The sequence below is a fragment of the Mesorhizobium sp. B2-8-1 genome (assembly GCF_006440955.1).
GTDB lineage: Bacteria > Pseudomonadota > Alphaproteobacteria > Rhizobiales > Rhizobiaceae > Mesorhizobium.
In genome coordinates, this window is sequence record NZ_VFTX01000009.1 from 222,430 (window position 1) to 239,284 (window position 16,855).

The 16,855-nt window shown below is 61.2% G+C and carries 20 protein-coding genes; 10 read left to right on the forward strand and 10 right to left on the reverse strand.

Translation table 11 applies throughout. The features are described from left to right. The first annotated feature begins 35 nt into the window (after positions 1-35). On the forward strand, positions 36-263 hold the full coding sequence (locus FJ428_RS22615; protein WP_140880256.1) for a hypothetical protein: 228 nt from the start codon (positions 36-38) through the stop codon (positions 261-263). Between the two features lie 26 nt (positions 264-289). Here FJ428_RS22615 and FJ428_RS22620 read toward each other — a convergent pair whose 3' ends face one another. Further along, the gene (locus FJ428_RS22620) at positions 290-604 is read right to left on the reverse strand and encodes a metalloregulator ArsR/SmtB family transcription factor (protein ID WP_140880257.1); all 315 of its coding nucleotides are present in this window, start codon (positions 602-604) and stop codon (positions 290-292) included. A 353-nt stretch (positions 605-957) separates the two neighbouring features. Here FJ428_RS22620 and FJ428_RS22625 point away from each other — a divergent pair, with 353 nt between their 5' ends. The 6 genes from FJ428_RS22625 (at position 958) to FJ428_RS22645 (ending at position 3,133) form a co-directional block, all read left to right on the forward strand. Further along, entirely contained in the window at positions 958-1,146 is a 189-nt protein-coding gene (locus FJ428_RS22625; protein WP_140880258.1) for a hypothetical protein, read from the forward strand. Beyond that, a complete protein-coding gene (locus FJ428_RS22630) occupies positions 1,146-1,388 on the forward strand; it encodes a DUF982 domain-containing protein (RefSeq protein ID WP_140880259.1) in 243 nt (80 codons plus the stop codon). Before FJ428_RS22625 ends, FJ428_RS22630 begins: the two co-directional genes overlap by 1 nt. A gap of 78 nt (positions 1,389-1,466) precedes the next feature. Continuing rightward, the gene (locus FJ428_RS30770) at positions 1,467-1,628 is read left to right on the forward strand and encodes a hypothetical protein (protein WP_224519017.1); all 162 of its coding nucleotides are present in this window, start codon (positions 1,467-1,469) and stop codon (positions 1,626-1,628) included. A 507-nt stretch (positions 1,629-2,135) separates the two neighbouring features. Then, positions 2,136-2,309, forward strand: a complete 174-nt coding sequence (locus FJ428_RS30360; RefSeq protein ID WP_181167363.1) for a hypothetical protein — start codon at positions 2,136-2,138, stop codon at positions 2,307-2,309. A 95-nt stretch (positions 2,310-2,404) separates the two neighbouring features. Further along, complete coding sequence (locus tag FJ428_RS22640; protein WP_140880260.1) at positions 2,405-2,614, forward strand: hypothetical protein; 210 nt, start codon at positions 2,405-2,407, stop codon at positions 2,612-2,614. 321 nt (positions 2,615-2,935) lie between these two features. Continuing rightward, a complete protein-coding gene (locus FJ428_RS22645) occupies positions 2,936-3,133 on the forward strand; it encodes a hypothetical protein (protein ID WP_140880261.1) in 198 nt (65 codons plus the stop codon). Between the two features lie 292 nt (positions 3,134-3,425). Here the strand turns inward: FJ428_RS22645 and FJ428_RS22650 are convergent, their stop codons facing one another. From FJ428_RS22650 to FJ428_RS22670, 5 genes are all read right to left on the reverse strand, one after another. Further along, a complete protein-coding gene (locus tag FJ428_RS22650) occupies positions 3,426-4,142 on the reverse strand; it encodes an ABC transporter ATP-binding protein (protein ID WP_140880262.1) in 717 nt (238 codons plus the stop codon). Next, positions 4,139-4,885, reverse strand: a complete 747-nt coding sequence (locus tag FJ428_RS22655; protein WP_140880263.1) for an ABC transporter ATP-binding protein — start codon at positions 4,883-4,885, stop codon at positions 4,139-4,141. The genes FJ428_RS22650 and FJ428_RS22655 overlap by 4 nt, the downstream gene beginning before the upstream one ends. Continuing rightward, positions 4,882-5,868 carry a branched-chain amino acid ABC transporter permease gene (locus FJ428_RS22660; RefSeq protein ID WP_140880264.1) on the reverse strand — a complete coding sequence of 329 codons (987 nt, stop codon included), beginning with the start codon at positions 5,866-5,868 and terminating at the stop codon, positions 4,882-4,884. The genes FJ428_RS22655 and FJ428_RS22660 overlap by 4 nt, the downstream gene beginning before the upstream one ends. 8 nt (positions 5,869-5,876) lie before the next feature. Beyond that, positions 5,877-6,749: a branched-chain amino acid ABC transporter permease gene (locus FJ428_RS22665; protein WP_140880265.1), complete on the reverse strand. Its 873-nt coding sequence runs from the start codon at positions 6,747-6,749 to the stop codon at positions 5,877-5,879. Positions 6,750-6,910: 161 nt separating this feature from the next. Beyond that, positions 6,911-8,182: an ABC transporter substrate-binding protein gene (locus tag FJ428_RS22670; RefSeq protein ID WP_140880266.1), complete on the reverse strand. Its 1,272-nt coding sequence runs from the start codon at positions 8,180-8,182 to the stop codon at positions 6,911-6,913. 691 nt (positions 8,183-8,873) lie between these two features. On the opposite strand from FJ428_RS22670, the gene FJ428_RS22675 reads away from it, so the two are divergent. Genes FJ428_RS22675 through FJ428_RS22685 form a run of 3 tightly spaced genes read left to right on the forward strand, consistent with a single transcriptional unit; the run spans position 8,874 to position 11,412 of the window. Next, positions 8,874-9,683 carry an SDR family oxidoreductase gene (locus FJ428_RS22675; protein ID WP_140880267.1) on the forward strand — a complete coding sequence of 270 codons (810 nt, stop codon included), beginning with the start codon at positions 8,874-8,876 and terminating at the stop codon, positions 9,681-9,683. Positions 9,684-9,708: 25 nt separating this feature from the next. Next, positions 9,709-9,936: an NAD(P)-binding protein gene (locus tag FJ428_RS30365; RefSeq protein ID WP_348642861.1), complete on the forward strand. Its 228-nt coding sequence runs from the start codon at positions 9,709-9,711 to the stop codon at positions 9,934-9,936. Positions 9,937-9,975: 39 nt separating this feature from the next. Next, a complete protein-coding gene (locus tag FJ428_RS22685; protein WP_140880269.1) occupies positions 9,976-11,412 on the forward strand; it encodes a glycosyl hydrolase in 1,437 nt (478 codons plus the stop codon). Positions 11,413-11,757: 345 nt separating this feature from the next. On the opposite strand, the gene FJ428_RS22690 is transcribed toward FJ428_RS22685, so the two are convergent. The 4 genes from FJ428_RS22690 to FJ428_RS22705 form a co-directional block, all read right to left on the reverse strand. Continuing rightward, positions 11,758-13,422, reverse strand: coding sequence for an ABC transporter ATP-binding protein (locus FJ428_RS22690; protein WP_140880270.1), 1,665 nt, complete (start codon positions 13,420-13,422; stop codon positions 11,758-11,760). Beyond that, entirely contained in the window at positions 13,419-14,336 is a 918-nt protein-coding gene (locus FJ428_RS22695) for an ABC transporter permease (RefSeq protein WP_140880271.1), read from the reverse strand. Before FJ428_RS22695 ends, FJ428_RS22690 begins: the two co-directional genes overlap by 4 nt. Positions 14,337-14,346: 10 nt before the next feature. After that, positions 14,347-15,261: an ABC transporter permease gene (locus FJ428_RS22700; RefSeq protein ID WP_181167373.1), complete on the reverse strand. Its 915-nt coding sequence runs from the start codon at positions 15,259-15,261 to the stop codon at positions 14,347-14,349. 69 nt (positions 15,262-15,330) lie between these two features. Beyond that, positions 15,331-16,836 carry an ABC transporter substrate-binding protein gene (locus FJ428_RS22705; RefSeq protein WP_140880273.1) on the reverse strand — a complete coding sequence of 502 codons (1,506 nt, stop codon included), beginning with the start codon at positions 16,834-16,836 and terminating at the stop codon, positions 15,331-15,333. Positions 16,837-16,855 lie beyond the last annotated feature (19 nt).

Below are 16,855 nucleotides of genomic sequence, written 5' to 3' on the forward strand. Positions count from 1 at the left end.
ATAGTGCCCGAGAGAGGGAGCTTGGGAGGTACCCAGTGGATCACCTGTTGAAATCCACCGACGCAATCATCCAGAAAGCCATTGACGAAGCTCTCGAAGGCAACGTCGTCTCCCTAAAAAGGGCCGTCGCCTTAATTCGAGCAAAGCGTCCGGAATTGAAGGACGAGCTGGACGAGCTCGGCACGGATAACGAGCTTTCAGAGCGGGTGGTCTTTGTGGCGTCAGCGACCGGAAAGGCGGTTCTCTTCGACCTCCACGAATAGGGAACCATCTGAGCGTCCCGGGAGACTCACTTCTTTTGGTTCGAGGGAGCCTTTCCATACTCGCTGTCCAACATGACAAGCAGTTCGCGCGCCCGCTGGTGATCGGAGGAATAATAGACCGTATTGTTGTCGTAGCGGACACGAACCAAGCCAAGCGTTCGCAACTTGGCCATGTGTTGAGAGAGTGCCGACGGGCTAAGGCGCAATTGCTCCCGAATCTCGTCCGCCGACAATTCACGGTCTAGCACCAAGCTCATAATAATAAGGCGCCGTCCGTTCGACATGGCCCTGAGAAATGCCGTAGCCTGGCTAATGTTGGCGATAGGTTGATCTGAGACCATCGAGACCTCCCCCTTATGACGTGGCGCGACGATGCGGCTCGGCCCGGCACCGAACCGCCGACCCCAAAGTAGTTGCGAGCGAAGGTGTCCAGTCGATGCCTCTCCGCGCCACGGGTCCGGAACCATCCAGGCAGCCTCGAAGTTCGATGCTGAAGTATCGTGCAGGCCGACTATGGAAGAACTCGACAACGCACACCAGCGGGCCATCGCCCGCCTTATTCGTCAGTGGATCAAGACAGAGACGTTCCGCCGTCACCTTCGTCAGTTGCTGAGGCTGCGGGTAGACGACGAACTTCCCCAGGAGCACCGGTCCCTGCTCGACGAACTGAAACGCAGATACGGCGAATGGTCTCATGGACCCAAGGTACGAACTGAAAAGAGACCCCAAGGGATGGACGGTGGTCGACCGAAAGACCGGGAAACCCACTGAACCCGAGGGTCACCCCGCGGTCGGCCTCGAGATCACCTACGCGACGGACCTCGTGATGCTCCTGAATGCCATCTACATGAAGGACAGGATCTCCTTAGGCCGGTTCTTCTGATGGCAACCCACTGGTTCTCCCCACCGGTCCCTGTCAGCGGCAAGCAGTCAGGCATGATCTACATCGTCAGCAATGTCGAGGCAGCCGCCGAGCATCTCTTCAGCTGGACCAAGCGCGGCCCTAAATGGAACCAGGCGGTGCGCACATGCATGCACGCTCTGGTCGACCAAGCTTCACCTCGAGAGGCTCGAGAGGCATTTCTCGCCGCCGCTAGGGAAGCGGGAGTGCTACGGGCCAATTAACAAATGACACACGTCTGAGGGAACCTAGCCGGCCTCTGACCGTTGAGCGCGTCGGGGAATAGGGAAAGCGCAGCTTCAATGACATCAGGTGCCGTCCTGGTCGCCGAGGATGAGAGCATCATCCTCTTGGACGTCGAGCACTCCCTGATCGAGGCCGGGTTCGAGGTGATGGCGTCTACAGCGGGAATGATGCTATCGCAGCCTTTGATCGTGACCCGCAGCATATTGCCGCTCTTTTGACGGACATAAGGCTTAGAGACGGTCCAACCGGCTGGGAGCTTGCCCGCCATATGCGAAGCATCAATCCGACTTTGCCGGTCATTTACATGAGCGGCGATGGTGCCGACGATTGGCCCTCATTTGGGGTGCCAAACAGCCTCATGATAACCAAGCCGTTCGTTATGGCCCAGATCATGACGGGGCTTGCAAACCTGTTCAATGCGCAAAGGGTAGGAACAGCTCCTGGCTGACTAGGTACCTGTCTCCTCAGCCACACCCTGGGAGAACTGCGGGGGACCAGGTGGATCATAGCCCCGGCCGCGGAGGAGTGCTCTTCGTTCGGGCTTTCTCTTCCCCTTCGGCCGACGCGGAACTCTGAGGCCCCCTCGTCCCTTTAGTGCATAGGTCCACCTGCCGAAGGCAAATACTCGCGGTCCTTCGAACGCCGTGGGCTCCGGCCGGCGCTTTTTCTATTTGCCAGCGAAACGAGACCCCCTCCGGCAAATTCGGAGATTGAAGGAGGTTCCGATGCGAGAGGCCGGCGGCGGACCCGAAGATGATGAGGTGATGCTATTGCTTGCCCGGCGGCTGGCTGCGGAGGCCGGCATCTCGGAACGAGAAGCGCACGGCTTGATCCAGCTCATTGGCACCGACTGGAGCTCTTTGCTGCGCGAAGCCCGTTTCCTAAAAAACCAGCGCTGACCGTTTTGATCTCGACCAGGATCGCTGTCCTTGAAGGCCTTGCACGGCCAGAGGGGCTGCTGCATGTTCTCGGTGGTGGATTCCGGGAGAAAATCATGCCAATTCAACGAAAGGCGGCCGAGAGCGGTATTTTCAACGCATCTGAGTTGGCATTGCTTGGGCGGGTCTTCGACAAGCTTAAGCTGGGCAACCCATCGCCTGACGAGCGCGAGGTGATTGCCTCCCGGATTATCGCGAATTACATGGCAGGTGTGGTTGACGAGGCCGAGTTGGTTTTGCTTTCGAAGCAGCCGCTGGGCCGCTAGCCAACTCTCGGAACTTACCGCCCGCCCAGTTTTTGCGTTTCGGGGCCTCGTCGGTCTTTTTTCGTTGACGCGGAACAACGTGCTATTTCCGAAGTTGGAGCGCCGGAAGCTTCGCAGTGAGACTCCCAGCTTCCGCAGCCCGTCTCGCCCCACGGCAATGGCTTGAGGCGGGCTGCTTTTGCATTTCGGCGATGCCACGGCGACCATTAAAAACGCGTCCACTGGCGAAAGGTGCCGGTTTTTTGCTGTCCGGGGGAACCCGGCCTAGGGACACTCGTTCTGTGCGGCAACACTGGGCGGCAACGTCAGATCGGGGTAGTGATGCGGAAAAGGCAGCGGTTCACCGAGAAGGAAAAACAAGACAGAACGGAGCGCACCTCGGATGCTGCGCGCGAGTTGATCGAGGTCGAGCGCGCGGCAAGGGATGCGAAAACAGCTCGGCTGCGGGAGCAGCGGCTGACGCCTGACATTCCCTATACGACTTCGGCGCCCAGGAAAAAGCGCGAGAACGCCCAATAGCCCGCCAGCGCTCGACGGAACATCGGCGCGAGAGATCGTGGCACCAGTTAATCGATCTCGAGCGGCTCGTGGTCTGGGTGTTCATGCCCGGTGACCTGATGCAAAAAGGTAGCGCCGCCAGCCGGTATTCTTCATACGCATTCTGTCCAGCGAAGCGCAACCGCCACCGCAAACCGACGTTCATCGGGGTGAAAAGACGGCCGGCGCCGGTTGGGAGCTGGCGGGCATAGGGTGCCAAGGTCTAATCGACATTGGGTGACAGTTCAGTGGCAGCAGAACTGCAATGACCTTTTCACGTTCCGCCCATGTAGATGTCCATGATTTGTCGGTCGTCGCGCACGTCCCGAGGCCTTCCCTCGAAGCGCCTTTCGCCGGCCGCCAGGATGTAAAGCTTGTCTGCGATGGGCATGGCCTCGCGGATATTCTGCTCCACCATCACGATGCCGATGCCATGCGCGGTGAGGGTGGTAACGCGTTCTAGCGTCTCGATGACCATGGCCGGCGACAATCCCGCGGAAGGCTCGTCAAGCAGAATGAAGCGCGGTTGCGAGACCAGCGCTCGCGCCAGCGCAAGCATTGCCTGCTCGCCGCCTGAAAGCGAACCGGCCGCGGTGCGCCGCCGCCGCGCCAAAGAGGGATATTGCTCGATCAGCGCCTCGATGCGCTGCTCGACTAGCCGGCGGTCCGCGATGGCGTAGCCACCCATACGCAAATTTTCCATCACTGTCAGGCGTGGGAACACGCCGCCGCCCTGGGGCATCAGCACCAGCCCCTCGCGCACTACCTCATGAACGGCAAGGTTGGAGAGCGTTGTATCGCCCAGGCTCGCCCTGCCGCTCCACACCGGCAGCGCGCCGGCAATGGCCTTGAGCAAGGTTGACTTGCCACAGCCGTTCGGGCCGAAGATGCAGGTGATCTTGCCAGCCTCCGCACTAAGCGAGACGCCATGGACGATCTCCTGCTTGCCATAGCCGGTGACGATGTTTTCTGCGGTGAGCGTGGCGCTCATTGCGGCCGCCCCAGATAGGTCTGCATCACTTCCGAGTCGCGAATGATGTCGTTGAAAGAGCCGCTAGCCACGACACGGCCTGCGTCCATGACGATGATGCGGTCGCACACATTGCGCACCATCTCCATGTCGTGCTCGATGATCAGGAAGGTGATGCCGCGCTTGCGCAGCCGCGCGATGGCCTCGACGATAATCTTACGGATGGTTGGATGCACGCCCGCCGTCACCTCGTCGAGCAGAATGAGCGAGGCCTGGCGCATAATGACGCGCCCGAACTCCAGCAGCTTCTGCTGGCCGCCCGAAACGTCGGAGGCGCGATTGTCGGCGACATGGTCCAGCTTGAGCAGCGCCAGTGTTTCGGCCGCCCGTTCACGCGCGCCCTGCCAATGGCCCTCGGCCGCTGCCGCCAGCAGGTTTTCTATGACCGTCATATTGTCGAACATGGCCGGAATCTGGAAGGTGCGGGCAAGCCCCAGCCGCGCGATAGCGTGAGGCTTTCGGCCGCCGATTTCGTGACCGTCGAAACGGATCTGGCCGCGATCAGGGGTCACCGCGCCCGACACCAGGCTGAACAGCGTCGACTTGCCCGACCCGTTAGGCCCGATCAGGCCGGCGATCTCGCGCCGAGCGACATCCAGGGAGACACCGTCGACGGCTTTGATGCCGCCGAAATGGCGGTAGAGTTCGCGCACGACGAGGATAGGGTCGCGGTCACCAGCCGCTCTGTCGTCGGCCGCGCTCAATTGGGCCCTCCCTGGTCCTCGCCGACCAGCTTGCCGACCGCCTTGTCCAGCACGGCGCCGGAGTCGCCGGCGCGCTTCGAAAACAGGCCGGCGATGCCGTTCGGCATGAACAGCACCACCAGCACGATGGCCGCGCCCAATATGGCGATATAGAAGGCGGTGTCGCCCCAATACATCCAGATCAGCCGGTTGACGACGAATAGCCCCACGCCGCCCAGTGCCGGCCCCCACAGGCTGCCCAGCCCGCCCAGCAGCACCATGACCACCATCTGGTCGGTGATGTCGCCGCCGAAGACGCTCTTCGGATTGATGAAAGTGACCCAGTAAGCGAAGATCGCGCCAAACACGGAGGCGCTGACAGCGCTGAGCACGAAGGTCTGCAGCTTGACCAGCGAAGTGTTGATGCCCATCGCCTCGGCCGCTAGTTCGTGGTCGCGCAGTGCTTTGACCTTCAGACCAAACCGTGAGCGCTCGAACAGCGCCCAGGTGATTAGGTAAGTCAGCGCCGCTGCGGCGAACATGGCGAAGTAGAAGAAGCGCTCATCGAGAAAGGGCGGCAGCCCAATTCCGCCGATGCCGCCGGTGACGTCCATCACCGAGGCGAACTGGATGAGCACCTCGGCGAAGGCCCAGGTGGCTATGGCGAAATAGGCGCCGCGCAGGCGCAGCGTCGGCGCGCCGATGATGATGGCAAACAGCGCTGTCACCACCATACCGGCGGGGACGGTGGCGAAGAAGGGCCAGGCGAGCTCGTCGCCCATCAGCAGCGCGGTGACATAGGCGCCGAGCCCGAAGAAGGCCGAATGGCCGAAATTGATGTAACCGGCATAGCCGCCGAGTATGTTCCAGGAGCAGGCCAGCCCCGCCCACATCAGCGCGCCGGTGGCGATACGCAGCCAGTAGTTGTTGACCAGCATCGGCAGTAGCGCCAGCACGCCGATCACCGCGATCAGCAGGAGGAGGCCGGCCCAGCGTGGGTTCATGTCGGGTCTCACAAGCCGTGCCGCAGGATCCCGCGCGGGGATACGAGCAGGACGAGGAACAGCGTTGCGAAGATCGCCAGCAGCGAATAGCTCGACCCGACATAGGTCGCGACGAAGGCTTCGATGACGCCGAGCAGCAGCGCGGCGACAAGGGCACCGCCGACGGAGCCTAAGCCGGCAAGCACAGCCACGAAGAATGCGAACAGCGTATAACGCAGGCCGACCTCCGGATTGACCGAAAAAATTGCACCCATCAGCACGCCGGCCATGGCAGTGATGCCCGCATAGAGCCCGTAAACATTGGCGCTGAGGCGGCGGATGTCGACGCCCATCAGCGCGGCGTTCTGCCGGTTTTCGGCCGTCGCTCTGATCGCCAACCCATAGCGGGTGCGGTAAAGGAATATGAACAAGCCGCCGGCGATGGCGACCGCGAACACCGCCGCCGCCACGCGGATCAGCGGCACCGTCAACGGCCCGACGGCGAGGCTCTCGCCGCTCAGGGCCGTCGGAACGCTGTGGGTGTTGAAGCCCCACGCGGTCAGCATGCCGCCGCGCAGCAGCGTGAACAACCCGAAGGTCAGCGCCAGCGCCATCAATTCCGGCCGCGCCGTGCGGCTGTTGCGGACATTGTAGAGGATCGGCCCGATCAGGTAGCCGATGGCGCCGAACAGCACGAAGGCGACCGGGATCGCCAGGAATCCGTCGACGCCTAGTCCGGCGGCCATGTAGTAGCCGAGATAGCCACCCAGCACGACCCAGCCGCCCACGGCGAAATCGATGACATGCAGCACGCCGAAAGCGAGCTGGAATCCGATCGTAAAGGTGGCGATGACGCCGCCGATCAGAAGGCCGTTCAGCAAGGTCTGTAGGAAAAGATCCAAGGTGCAAACCGTCCCTCAGTCAGACAAGCGAAAGAGCGGGAATGCCACGGCAAGGCGAGCGCGCTCAACGGCATGGTCCGTCATTTTCCGCGCACGCGCAACCGTGGTTCCGCCAGCCAGGATAATGGCGACGAGGCCGCCCACACTCGGTCCAAAATGGCCTATTTCCAGGCCGGCAGCGGGTAAGTGAGGTCTGCTGCCGCGGCTTCCTTCGGCCCCACCGCCACGGTCTTGCCACCCTGAATCTGGATCAGCACCGGCACCGGCTGGACGTTGTCGTGGTAGTGGTTGCCTTCCTTCTCGAACTTGATCGGTCCATAGAAGGTCTGGATGTCGGTGGCGGCTATCGCGTCCTTCAGAGCCACCCTGTCTTCGGGCGTGAGCGCCGGCTTCTTGCCAAGCCGCTTGACGGCATCGCCGAAAACGAGTCCGCTGGCCGCGCAGGCCGCTTCGGTATAGTCGGGCTCGTGTCCAGACTTCTTTTGCGCCATCTCGGCAAACTGCCTTGCGGTGCCGAAGACGTCGTCCTTGTACGGCACCGATGGCAGCCACACGGAGACGCCGCAGGTGCCGTCGGCGTCAGCGGCAAGCGCCTGGGCAAAGGCCGGGTCGGTGACGCCATAGTGCATTATCAGCGCCTTGGGCCGGAAGTTGAGCGACTTCGAGGTCTTGACGACGTTGATCAGCGGCTCCTCATGGCCGCCGACGGCGACGATGTCGGGGTTGAGCGTTGCGATCTTGGAGATGACCGGGGTCAGGTCGCCCGAAGCCGGCACCAATTCGTAGGCGACGAGTTCCAGTCCGGCTTCCTTGGCCCCGTCGCGAAAACCTTCGCCGGTTTCCTTCGAGAAGGGCTCGTTGACACCAATCACCGCAATCGTCTTGGCCGTTGGGTTGGACAGTTTCGCGAGCACGGTCAGCGACTTGCCTGCGGTGGTGTCGACGGCCGGGATGATGCCGAAGTTGAATTCCGGCTTGGCCTTCCAGACGTTTGGCGATTCCGCGGAGCCGGAAATCATCGGCACCTGGTACTTCTGGCAGATCGGCTGCACGGCGATGGTGGAGCCGCTGGTATAGGGGCCGAACAGCACATCAACCTCGTTCTGCACGATCAGGCGCTCGGCAGCGTCGGCGCCGGTCGCTGGGTTGCTCTGGTCGTCACCGTAGAACATGTCGACCTTGAAAAGCTGGCCGGCGACCTCGACGCCGCCCTTGGCGTTTATGGCCCCTGCCCAGAGATCGTAACCGCGCTTGGTCAGGTTGCCACCGAGTATGTTCTCGCCCGACAGCGAGGTGATGACACCGGCCTTGAAGGTCGCCACCTGCGCGCGTGCCGTTCGCACGAATGGTATGCCCAACGTGCCCGCCGCCAAGCCGATGGCGCTGCCGCCGAGGAACCGGCGGCGCGAAAAACCTTTGCTTTTGATGGACATCATTCAACTCCCTTTGTCCGACTGTCAGATGGAACCGATGATGTTCTTGTTCATACCACAAGACGCGGTTGTGCGGCCAGGAAGATTGCCTCACCAGACGGCTTTGATGGGTTCGAAGGTCTTCGCTGGATCGAAAAGACGGAGAGCTTTGCGGGCGCTACAGTAGGGTTGAGGATGAGAAGGACGGTTCACACCGACCCCAGCGGCATAGTGCCCAGGCTGAAGGAACGGGCTGGCACGACAGGCCGAGGTTCCCGTAGAGCCTGATGCTCCCGGCGCTGTTGGGAACGGCGGTCGCCGAATGGTCGATGCAAAGACAAGTTTCGCCGTCTGATTGATTGCCCGCTTGAACTTCAGCACCTTGTCCAGCCGCTGAAGGGCAGAAACAGCACGCCCAATAGGCAGCGCACGGCGAACGTGGCGAGGATAGCGGGCATCGGATGCTTTCTTCGGGCTCCGGCCGAAGTTCGCGCCGGTCATTCGTGCGCGATCGGCGCGCTCCCGACCCACTCTTACGTTGGAGCGTCGGATTTGTTCGCAGGCCGGATCACATTCATGTTCCTGCGCGTTACCGCATTGTAATGGCGCCAGCCGGACCTTTTGGTCCGCGGTTGCGTTTCATGGGAGCCGGCTGACCTGGCAGTGGCGATTATTTTAGTTCCAGGCGAGCTTCTTTTCGAATGAGTTCTCCATGTCCGATCACAAGCCTCTCGCGCGGCAGAAAGCCATCGTAACGGGGGCCAATTCAGGCATCGGCGAGAGCGTCGCCGTTGCTCTTGGCCGGGCGGGCGCCGACGTGGTGGTGAACTATGTCGAAAACGAGGACGCCGCGAAGGCCGTCGTGGACCAGATCCATCAGGCCGGCAGCAAGGCGATCGCCCACATGGCCGATGTCTCGATGGAAGACCAGGTTGGAGACATGTTCCAGCGCACGGTGCGCGAGTTCGGCACCATCGACATCCTTGTCGCCAATGCCGGCCTGCAACGCGACTCAGCGTTTGCTGACATGCCGCTGGCGAGCTGGACTAAGGTTCTCGGCGTCAATCTGACCGGCCAGTTCCTTTGCGCCCAGGCTGCGACACGCGAGTTCCTGCGGCGCGGCGTGGTGCCGTCCGTCTCGTGCGCGGCCGGCAAGATCATCTGCATCAGTTCGGTGCACCAGGAAATCCCGTGGGCAGGCCATGCGAACTACGCCACCTCCAAGGGTGGCATCAAGCTGCTCATGGAAAGCATGGCGCAGGAGCTTGCCCCAAGACGCATCCGTGTCAACGCCATCGCGCCGGGTGCGATACGCACGCCCATCAATACCTCCGCCTGGGATACGCCCGAAGCGCTCAAGGGCCTGCTGACGCTGATTCCGTATGGGCGCATCGGCCTGCCGGAGGACATCGCGCGGGCAGCCGTCTGGCTGGCGTCCGACGAGTCCGACTACGTTGTCGGCACCACGCTTTTCGTCGATGGCGGCATGACCCTCTTTCCTGGCTTTTCGACCAACGGTTGATCGGAATGGGCGGCAATATGATCTCATCGTCATCGGAAGCGGATCTGGCGGCGCTTCGCTCGGCCATCATCTGGCGCGGAACGGACTGCGCGTGTCGCTCATCGAGCGCGGCGGCTACCTGCCGCGCTCGCGCGCCAACTGGGATTGCAAGACCGTGTTCGTGGTCGGCGCCTGCCAGACGAAGGAAACATGGCGCCGCAGGGATGGCGATGCGAGCTTCTTCTCTCGATCGCAGTGGTCAATCCCACTCTGACAATCATCGCCAACGCGCTGCGCGTGGCGGGCGGCTTGTATGACGGCGACATTTTCATGCGATCTCAACGGACCGGCGACGGCACTGCCGCATTTCTGGGAACACACGATCGGCAGTGGGCACGCCACGCTCGGCCTGCGTGCAGACTGGCAGGCGCAATTAAAGCGAACGCATGACGAGCTCGGCATGCGCTATGTCCGCTTCCACGGCATATTATGCGACGAGATGGGCACGCTGATCGGCGAGGGCACCACATTGTTCTATTCGTTCTTCAACGCCGATCTCATCTTCGATTTTCTGCGCTCGATCGGTATGAGGCCCTTCGTCGAATTGAGCTTCATGCCCAGTGTTCTGGCTTCGGGCGACAGAACCGTGTTTCATTATCGCGCTAATATCTCGCCGCCGAAGGACTACGCCCAATGGGCGGTGCTGATCCGCAAACTGGTGAGCCACTGGGTGGGCCGCTACGGCCTGGACGAGGTGCGCCAATGGTTCTTCGAGGTCTGGAACGAGCCGAACCTGACCGCCTTCGGCAGCGGCAAGCAAAGCGACTATTTCGAGCTTTATCGCTATACCGCCAAAGCCATCAAGGGTGTCGACAAGCTGTTGCGGGTCGGCGGTCCGGCGACGGCCGACAATGCGTGGATCGGGGATTTCCTGAATTTTTGCCGGACAAGCGCTCTGCCCGCTGACTTCGTCAGCACGCACCATTATCCGACCGATGATTTCGGCCAACCTGGCGACGATACCGAAGCGCAGCTCGCCGCCAGCAAACGCAGCGCGTTGCGCGAGGAAGCGCGAGGCGCGCGCAAGCAGGCAGGCGATGTGCCCCTCTATTATACCGAATGGTGCACCTCCTCGAACCCGCGCGATCCCTTGCATGATGATCCATATGCCGCCGCGTTCATCGTCAAGACCGTTCTGGAAGCGACCGGACTGGTTCAGGGATACAGTTACTGGACTTTCTCCGATATTTTCGAGGAGAACTTTTTTCCCTCGCTGCCCTTCCAGGGCGGGTTCGGACTGTTGAACATCCACGGCATCGCCAAGCCGGCCTATCGTGCCTTTCAATTGCTGCATGAAGTTGGCACCGAGATGCTGCCGGTCGAGGGCGCTCATGAGACGGTGGACGCCTGGTTCGTCCGCGGCGATCGCGCGTTCACGCTGATACTGACGAATTTCGCCCTGCCGCGTCATCCGATCGAGACCGAGGAGGTGTTGTTCACGCTGAAAGCCGCATCGAGCGCGACTTCGGCTTGCGTGCAACGCATCGACGCCGAGCACGCCAACGCCAAGCGCCGCTGGGAAGAAATGGGCAAGCCCGAATATCTTGACGCGCCGATCGTGGATGAGCTCAAAAATATTTCGGAGCTTCGCAGCGAGCCGGTCGCGACCAAGAGCGAGGCCGGTAGCTTGGTCCTCAAAATTGCGCTGCCCCCGCTATCGGTCGCCGCCATTCGTCTGGCGAACACGTAAAGCCGAAGCCCGCTTTGGGAGACGTACGCCAGGCCGACCGTTTTTGTGCTGTCCTGCTTTTGAATAGGCTCTTACCCTGCGCCAGCCGCCGATCGGGGCGCCGGAACGGAGCCGATCGTGAAATCCTGATGGAACGCCGAGGTGCCAGAGGCTCGCAGGCTCCGCGATCGTTCCATGTGGATCAACGCGTCACCCTCGGTCGGCCGATGTCGGCTGCTACGGATTAATCGGGTTAGGAGAATCCCATAAGCCACTATTGTGAGCGCCGCGAAAAATTCACGAAAGAGCAACGCGGTCAGGCAGTTGCGTGCGCCGGTGCCCGGGTCACTTTTAGCCCCAATTTCACTAATCTGGAGAATTCGCAAACACACTACCCATTCGGCTCCCGTCCAACCATTTTGGTTGTGGAACGGCGTGTAACAGTTTGCGGGTGTATATGTGCCGTGGTTCAGCGAACAAAGCCTCCGTCCTGTTCTCCTCGACAACCTTGCCTTGCTGCATCACCAGGATGCGGTCGGCGAACCGGCGAACGACAGGCAAGTCGTGAGTGATAAAAATGTAGGACAGGCTCAGGCGCTGGCGAAGATCGGTAAGCAGCTCGATCACCTGCATCTGAATGGATACGTCCAGGGCCGAGACGGCTTCGTCGCAGACGATCAGCTCCGGTTCGCTCGCCAGCGCGCGTGCGATCGCGATGCGCTGTCGTTGGCCGCCGGAAAACTGGTGCGGGTGACGGTTGGCATGTTCAGCCCTGAGCCCGACCACTTCAAGAAGCTCGACCACGCGGTCTTTCCATCGATTGTGCGGCAGGATGTCCCGGTGGATCGCCCAGGGTTCAGAAATGATGGCGCGGACGTTCATGCGTGGGTTCATAGAGCCGAACGGGTCCTGAAACACCATCTGCACCTGCCTGCGGAATCTCTTCAGAGCGACATTCTCCAGCTTGAATATGTCCTCACCGGCGAAGACGGCGCGCCCGGAGGTCGGTTCGTTGAGACGCAGCAGCATCCGCGCGATAGTCGACTTGCCGGAACCGGATTCCCCCACGATCCCGACTGTCTCGCCGCGCTGAACGGCAAAACTGACATCATCGACAGCCCTGAATTCACGCTTGGCCGAAAAGAGTGAAGATTTGAGCGTGTAGCATTTGCTCAGATGCTCCACCCGTAGAAGCGTGTCGTCCTGGCGATCTGGTCGTGGTTTTGCGGTTGAATGCGCATCAGGCAGGGCTGTAACGAGCCCCCGTGTGTAGGCATGTTTTGGTTGCTTGAATACGTCTTCGGCCTTGCCGGTCTCGACGATTTTGCCAGCATTCATCACAACGATACGATCCGCCATGGCAGCCGCAACCTGCAGGTCATGGGTGATCATAATAAGCGCCATACCGGTTTCCCGCTGTAGATCGCGCAGGAGATCGAGAATCTGGGCCTGGATGCTGACATCGAGCGCCGTAGTTGGTTCGTCGGCAATGAGGATGTCGGGTTTGAGGGCGATCGCCATTGCGATCATCACACGCTGCCTCTGTCCGCCGGAAAACTGATGCGGATAATAGTCGATGCGCTTTTGCGCGTCAGGAATGCCGACACGCTCGAGAAGCGCGATCACCTTTTCCCGGACGTTGCCTTCGCCGGCCTCATGGCTTTCGAAGACCTCGGCGATTTGCCGCCCGACCGTGTAGACGGGATTGAGATAGGCCAGCGGATCCTGGAAGATCATGGCGATGCGGCGCCCGTTCAGTTCACGCCGGCCGTTCTCGTCCAATTGCGACAGGTCGGTGCCATCGAAGACAAAGGAACCCGACACGATTTCACCAGGCGGGCAATCGATCAGCCCCATGACGGTGCCTGTGCTGACGCTCTTGCCGGAGCCGCTTTCACCCAGAATCACGAGCGTTTCGCCACGGCAGACATCAAACGAGACGTCGTCGACCGCACGCACCGGGTCGCCTTCCGACAAGAAATCGACCGTCAACCCGTCGATGGTCAGAATAGGTGTGGCTGCTTCCGTCATCGAGAGATCTTTCGCAACGATTGCAATCGCCAGCGCTGCTGTGGATCCGCGACCGTTCGCGCCCAGCTAGACAGAACGTTCAGAGATAGCGTCGTGAGCAGGATGGCGAGCCCCGGCCAGAATGCGATCCACCAGGCCGTCGCGAGATAGCCCCGGCCGTTGGCGACCATGGCGCCCCAGGTAAAGTCCGGCGGCTGGATGCCGAGGCCGAGGAAACTCAGCGCGGATTCTGTCAGGATGACGGTGGCGAAGTCGATCGCTGCGATAGTCACAAGCGTCGGCAAGGCCAGCGGTGCGATATGGCGCACCAATACCCTCGTCGAACTCGCCCCCATGGACCTGGCCGCGCTGACGAACATGCGCTCGCGAAGTTCCAGAACCTCGGCGCGCGCCGTCCTGATGAAGACAGGCATGCGCGTGATGGCCAGCACGATGACAAGATTGAGCATGCTGGGACCGAGCGTATAGAGCACGATCAGCGCCAGGAGGAGCGAAGGAAAGCTCATCACCACATCGGCCAGCCGCTGGATGACGTGGCTGTACCAGCGCTCCGAATAGCCGGCGACGAGACCGAGCGTGCCGCCCACGATCATCGAACAGAGAACGGCCGCCGCGGCAATGGTAAGAGTCTTCTGCGCTCCGACGACCAGCCGGGCAAGGATCGGCCGCCCCAGGGTGTCTGCGCCAAGCATATAGATCCAGCCCTGTTGGGTCGAGAAGGGCGGAAGATTGCGCTGGCGAAGGCCGAGCTTGGCGGCTTGTTCTCCGACAAGCAGCGAGCCGACCAGAACGCAAAGCAGCAGCAGCGTCAGAAACGCCGCTGCAACCAACGCGAACTTGTCCCGGGTGAGATAGATCGCAAGCTGCCGCATGCTTCCGGGCGACTTTGGCGACGGCAAGGTCAGGTCGGTCATCGTCGGCTCCCTAGTAGCGGATGCGCGGATCGAGGCCGACATAGAGAAGGTCGATCGCGATATTGAAGATGAAAATGGCGATTGCTGTCACCAGGATGGTCGACTGAACCACGGCGAAGTCGCGCTGGATGATGGAATCGATCATCAGCTTGCCGATACCGGGCCAGCCGAAGATGGTCTCGACAACCACGGCGCCGTTGATCAGCCCGGTGGTCAGATCCCCCGCCACCGTGACGACCGGCAGCAGCGAGTTCCGCAGAGCATGTCCGAAGATGATCTTGCGGCGCTTTAAGCCCTTCGCGTGGGCTGTCTTGATGTAGGGCGACGCAAGAGCCGAGATCATCGTTCCACGCACGACCTGCACCAGCAGGCCGAACGGCCGCAGCGTCAGGACGAAGACCGGCATGATCCAGTGAAGAATGCTTCCGGTTCCCGAAGTGGGCAGGATACCCAGGCCGACGGAGAACACGAGAATTCCGACGATGGCGATCCAGAAATCCGGTGTGCTGGCCCCCGCCAGCGAGACAAGGCCGGCGATGCGATCGAACAGGCTGCCGGGCCGGGCGGCCGCCAGGGCCCCAACGACGATGGCCAGCACGATTGACAGGGACATGGCGACAACCGCGAGCTTCAGCGTCTGGGGAAAGGCCTCGAGTGCGACATCGACGGCCGAGCGATGCTGGCGCAGCGACTCGCCGAAATCGAGGGACAGCAGATCGCGCAGATAGTGGAGGAACTGCACGTAGACGGGCTGGTCGAGCCCATTGAGCCGCGCAAAAGCCTGACGGGCTTCGATGCTTGAGTCGAGAGGTAGATAGAGCGCCGACGGGTCACCGGTCAAACGGGTGAGGAAGAAAACGAGCGTCAACAGGCCGATCACGCAGAGGATGCTGTGATATGCCCGCCGCCCGATATAACCGAGCATCATGCGGAGCCTCTGAATTCGCTTGAGGGCCAGGCGAAGCTGTGCCCACGCCTCGCCTGCCACGCCGGTTCAGTTCTTGAGAGCGATATTGGCCAGCGGAATTTCGCTGTTGGTAGAGATGTCCGGCTTCCAGTCCAAACGCTTGCCGACGCGGGTGTAGCCGATCATATGGAACATCGGAATATCGGTCACCACGTCGTTGCGTACCTTGTCGAATATCGCCTTGAAATTCGTGGTGCGCGCCTCACCGGTGGATGCCATGGCATTCGCAACTTGTTCGTCAAGCGCCGGGTCGCTGACGGTCGAATAGCTGCCGTTCGAGGTGTAGAAGATTGGGATGGTGAAGGCGGCGTCGCCCTTGTTGTTGTCGTGCATCATCTGCAGCAGATTCGGGCCGCGGCCTTCCGGGAACGGCTTCTGCAGGAAGCGCAGCCAGTCGTTCACGTCGAGCATGGTCAATTTCACGTTCAGCCCGACATCCTGCCACATGGCCATCATGGCCTCCATGGCTTCGGCGCCGTTCGGATAGATGCCGTTGCGACCGATGAGTTGGATCTGCGTATCGGTCGGCACGCCAGCAGCCTTGGCTTCGGCGATCAGAGCGCGGGCCTTTTCGACATCATATGGCCAGGCTTCCAGCTTGTCGTCGTGGCCGTTAATGCCGGGTACGACCATCTGCGAGGCGCGCTTGATATCCTGGCCGAACAATTGCGCCAGCCCGTCCCAGTCGATGGCGAGGTTGAGCGCCTTGCGGATGCGAACGTCGTTCAACGGCGCGAAGCCGGCGTCGATGCGGATCGCGGTCGTTTCGGAGTTCAGATAGGCAAAATCGGTCTCGGGATTTCTGGCATCCTGGGCTGCGATGGAAGGCGTCAGATCGGCTTCGCCGGTCTCGACCATGGCGGCGCGGATAGAGGATTCCGAGCGCCAGACATAGCTCGCCTTGGTGATGGCGGGTTTCTTGCCCCAGTAGCCGTCGAACGCCTCGAGTACGACGGTTTGCGGGGTGAAGCTGGAAATCCTGTAGGGTCCTGTGCCGACAGGATCGTTGACCGCCCTGTCCACGGGCGTATTCGGCGAGACGATCATGACCACGCTAAGCAATGTCGGCAGGATAGGTTGCGGCTTGTCCGAGATGATTTCGACGGTCAGGTCGTCGACCGGTTTCACTGTCAGCTTTGCGTCGCCGAATTTTGCGATGTTGCTGCAGGTTAACTTCCCGCCGGTCATGCGCTCGATGGAGAACTTCACCGCCTCGGAGTTGAATGGTGCGCCGTCCTGGAATTTCACGCCTTCGCGAAGCTTGAGCGTCCAGCTGTTTGGATCCTTTTGTGTCCACTCCGTAGCGAGACCGGGCTTTGCCTGGCCCGAGGCCGCGTCGATGATCGTCAGCGGCTCGACCACGTTGCGCGCCAGGATTTGACCGATATTGGTGATGATGGTGCCGCATGGCTCCAGGTTTGCCGGCTGTTCTGGAAGAACTATGCGGACTTCGGACGCATCCTGCGCCAGGGCCGAGCCGATCCATCCGCCTGCGAGCAGGACGCCTGCCATGATTATAGTTGCGCTTCTCATGCATTCCTCCCGATTGGAA

Coding starts and splice junctions, on each gene's coding strand:
- FJ428_RS22690 (WP_140880270.1), bottom strand. CDS start 13,422: ATGACGGAAGCAGCCACACCTATTCTGACCATCGACGGGTTGACGGTC.
- FJ428_RS22630 (WP_140880259.1), top strand. CDS start 1,146: ATGGCAACCCACTGGTTCTCCCCACCGGTCCCTGTCAGCGGCAAGCAG.
- FJ428_RS30360 (WP_181167363.1), top strand. CDS start 2,136: ATGCGAGAGGCCGGCGGCGGACCCGAAGATGATGAGGTGATGCTATTG.
- FJ428_RS22645 (WP_140880261.1), top strand. CDS start 2,936: ATGCGGAAAAGGCAGCGGTTCACCGAGAAGGAAAAACAAGACAGAACG.
- FJ428_RS22620 (WP_140880257.1), bottom strand. CDS start 604: ATGGTCTCAGATCAACCTATCGCCAACATTAGCCAGGCTACGGCATTT.
- FJ428_RS22695 (WP_140880271.1), bottom strand. CDS start 14,336: ATGACCGACCTGACCTTGCCGTCGCCAAAGTCGCCCGGAAGCATGCGG.
- FJ428_RS22700 (WP_181167373.1), bottom strand. CDS start 15,261: ATGCTCGGTTATATCGGGCGGCGGGCATATCACAGCATCCTCTGCGTG.
- FJ428_RS22625 (WP_140880258.1), top strand. CDS start 958: ATGGACCCAAGGTACGAACTGAAAAGAGACCCCAAGGGATGGACGGTG.
- FJ428_RS22675 (WP_140880267.1), top strand. CDS start 8,874: ATGTCCGATCACAAGCCTCTCGCGCGGCAGAAAGCCATCGTAACGGGG.
- FJ428_RS22640 (WP_140880260.1), top strand. CDS start 2,405: ATGCCAATTCAACGAAAGGCGGCCGAGAGCGGTATTTTCAACGCATCT.
- FJ428_RS22660 (WP_140880264.1), bottom strand. CDS start 5,868: ATGAACCCACGCTGGGCCGGCCTCCTCCTGCTGATCGCGGTGATCGGC.
- FJ428_RS22685 (WP_140880269.1), top strand. CDS start 9,976: ATGACGGCGACATTTTCATGCGATCTCAACGGACCGGCGACGGCACTG.
- FJ428_RS30770 (WP_224519017.1), top strand. CDS start 1,467: ATGACATCAGGTGCCGTCCTGGTCGCCGAGGATGAGAGCATCATCCTC.
- FJ428_RS22670 (WP_140880266.1), bottom strand. CDS start 8,182: ATGTCCATCAAAAGCAAAGGTTTTTCGCGCCGCCGGTTCCTCGGCGGC.
- FJ428_RS22650 (WP_140880262.1), bottom strand. CDS start 4,142: ATGAGCGCCACGCTCACCGCAGAAAACATCGTCACCGGCTATGGCAAG.
- FJ428_RS22705 (WP_140880273.1), bottom strand. CDS start 16,836: ATGAGAAGCGCAACTATAATCATGGCAGGCGTCCTGCTCGCAGGCGGA.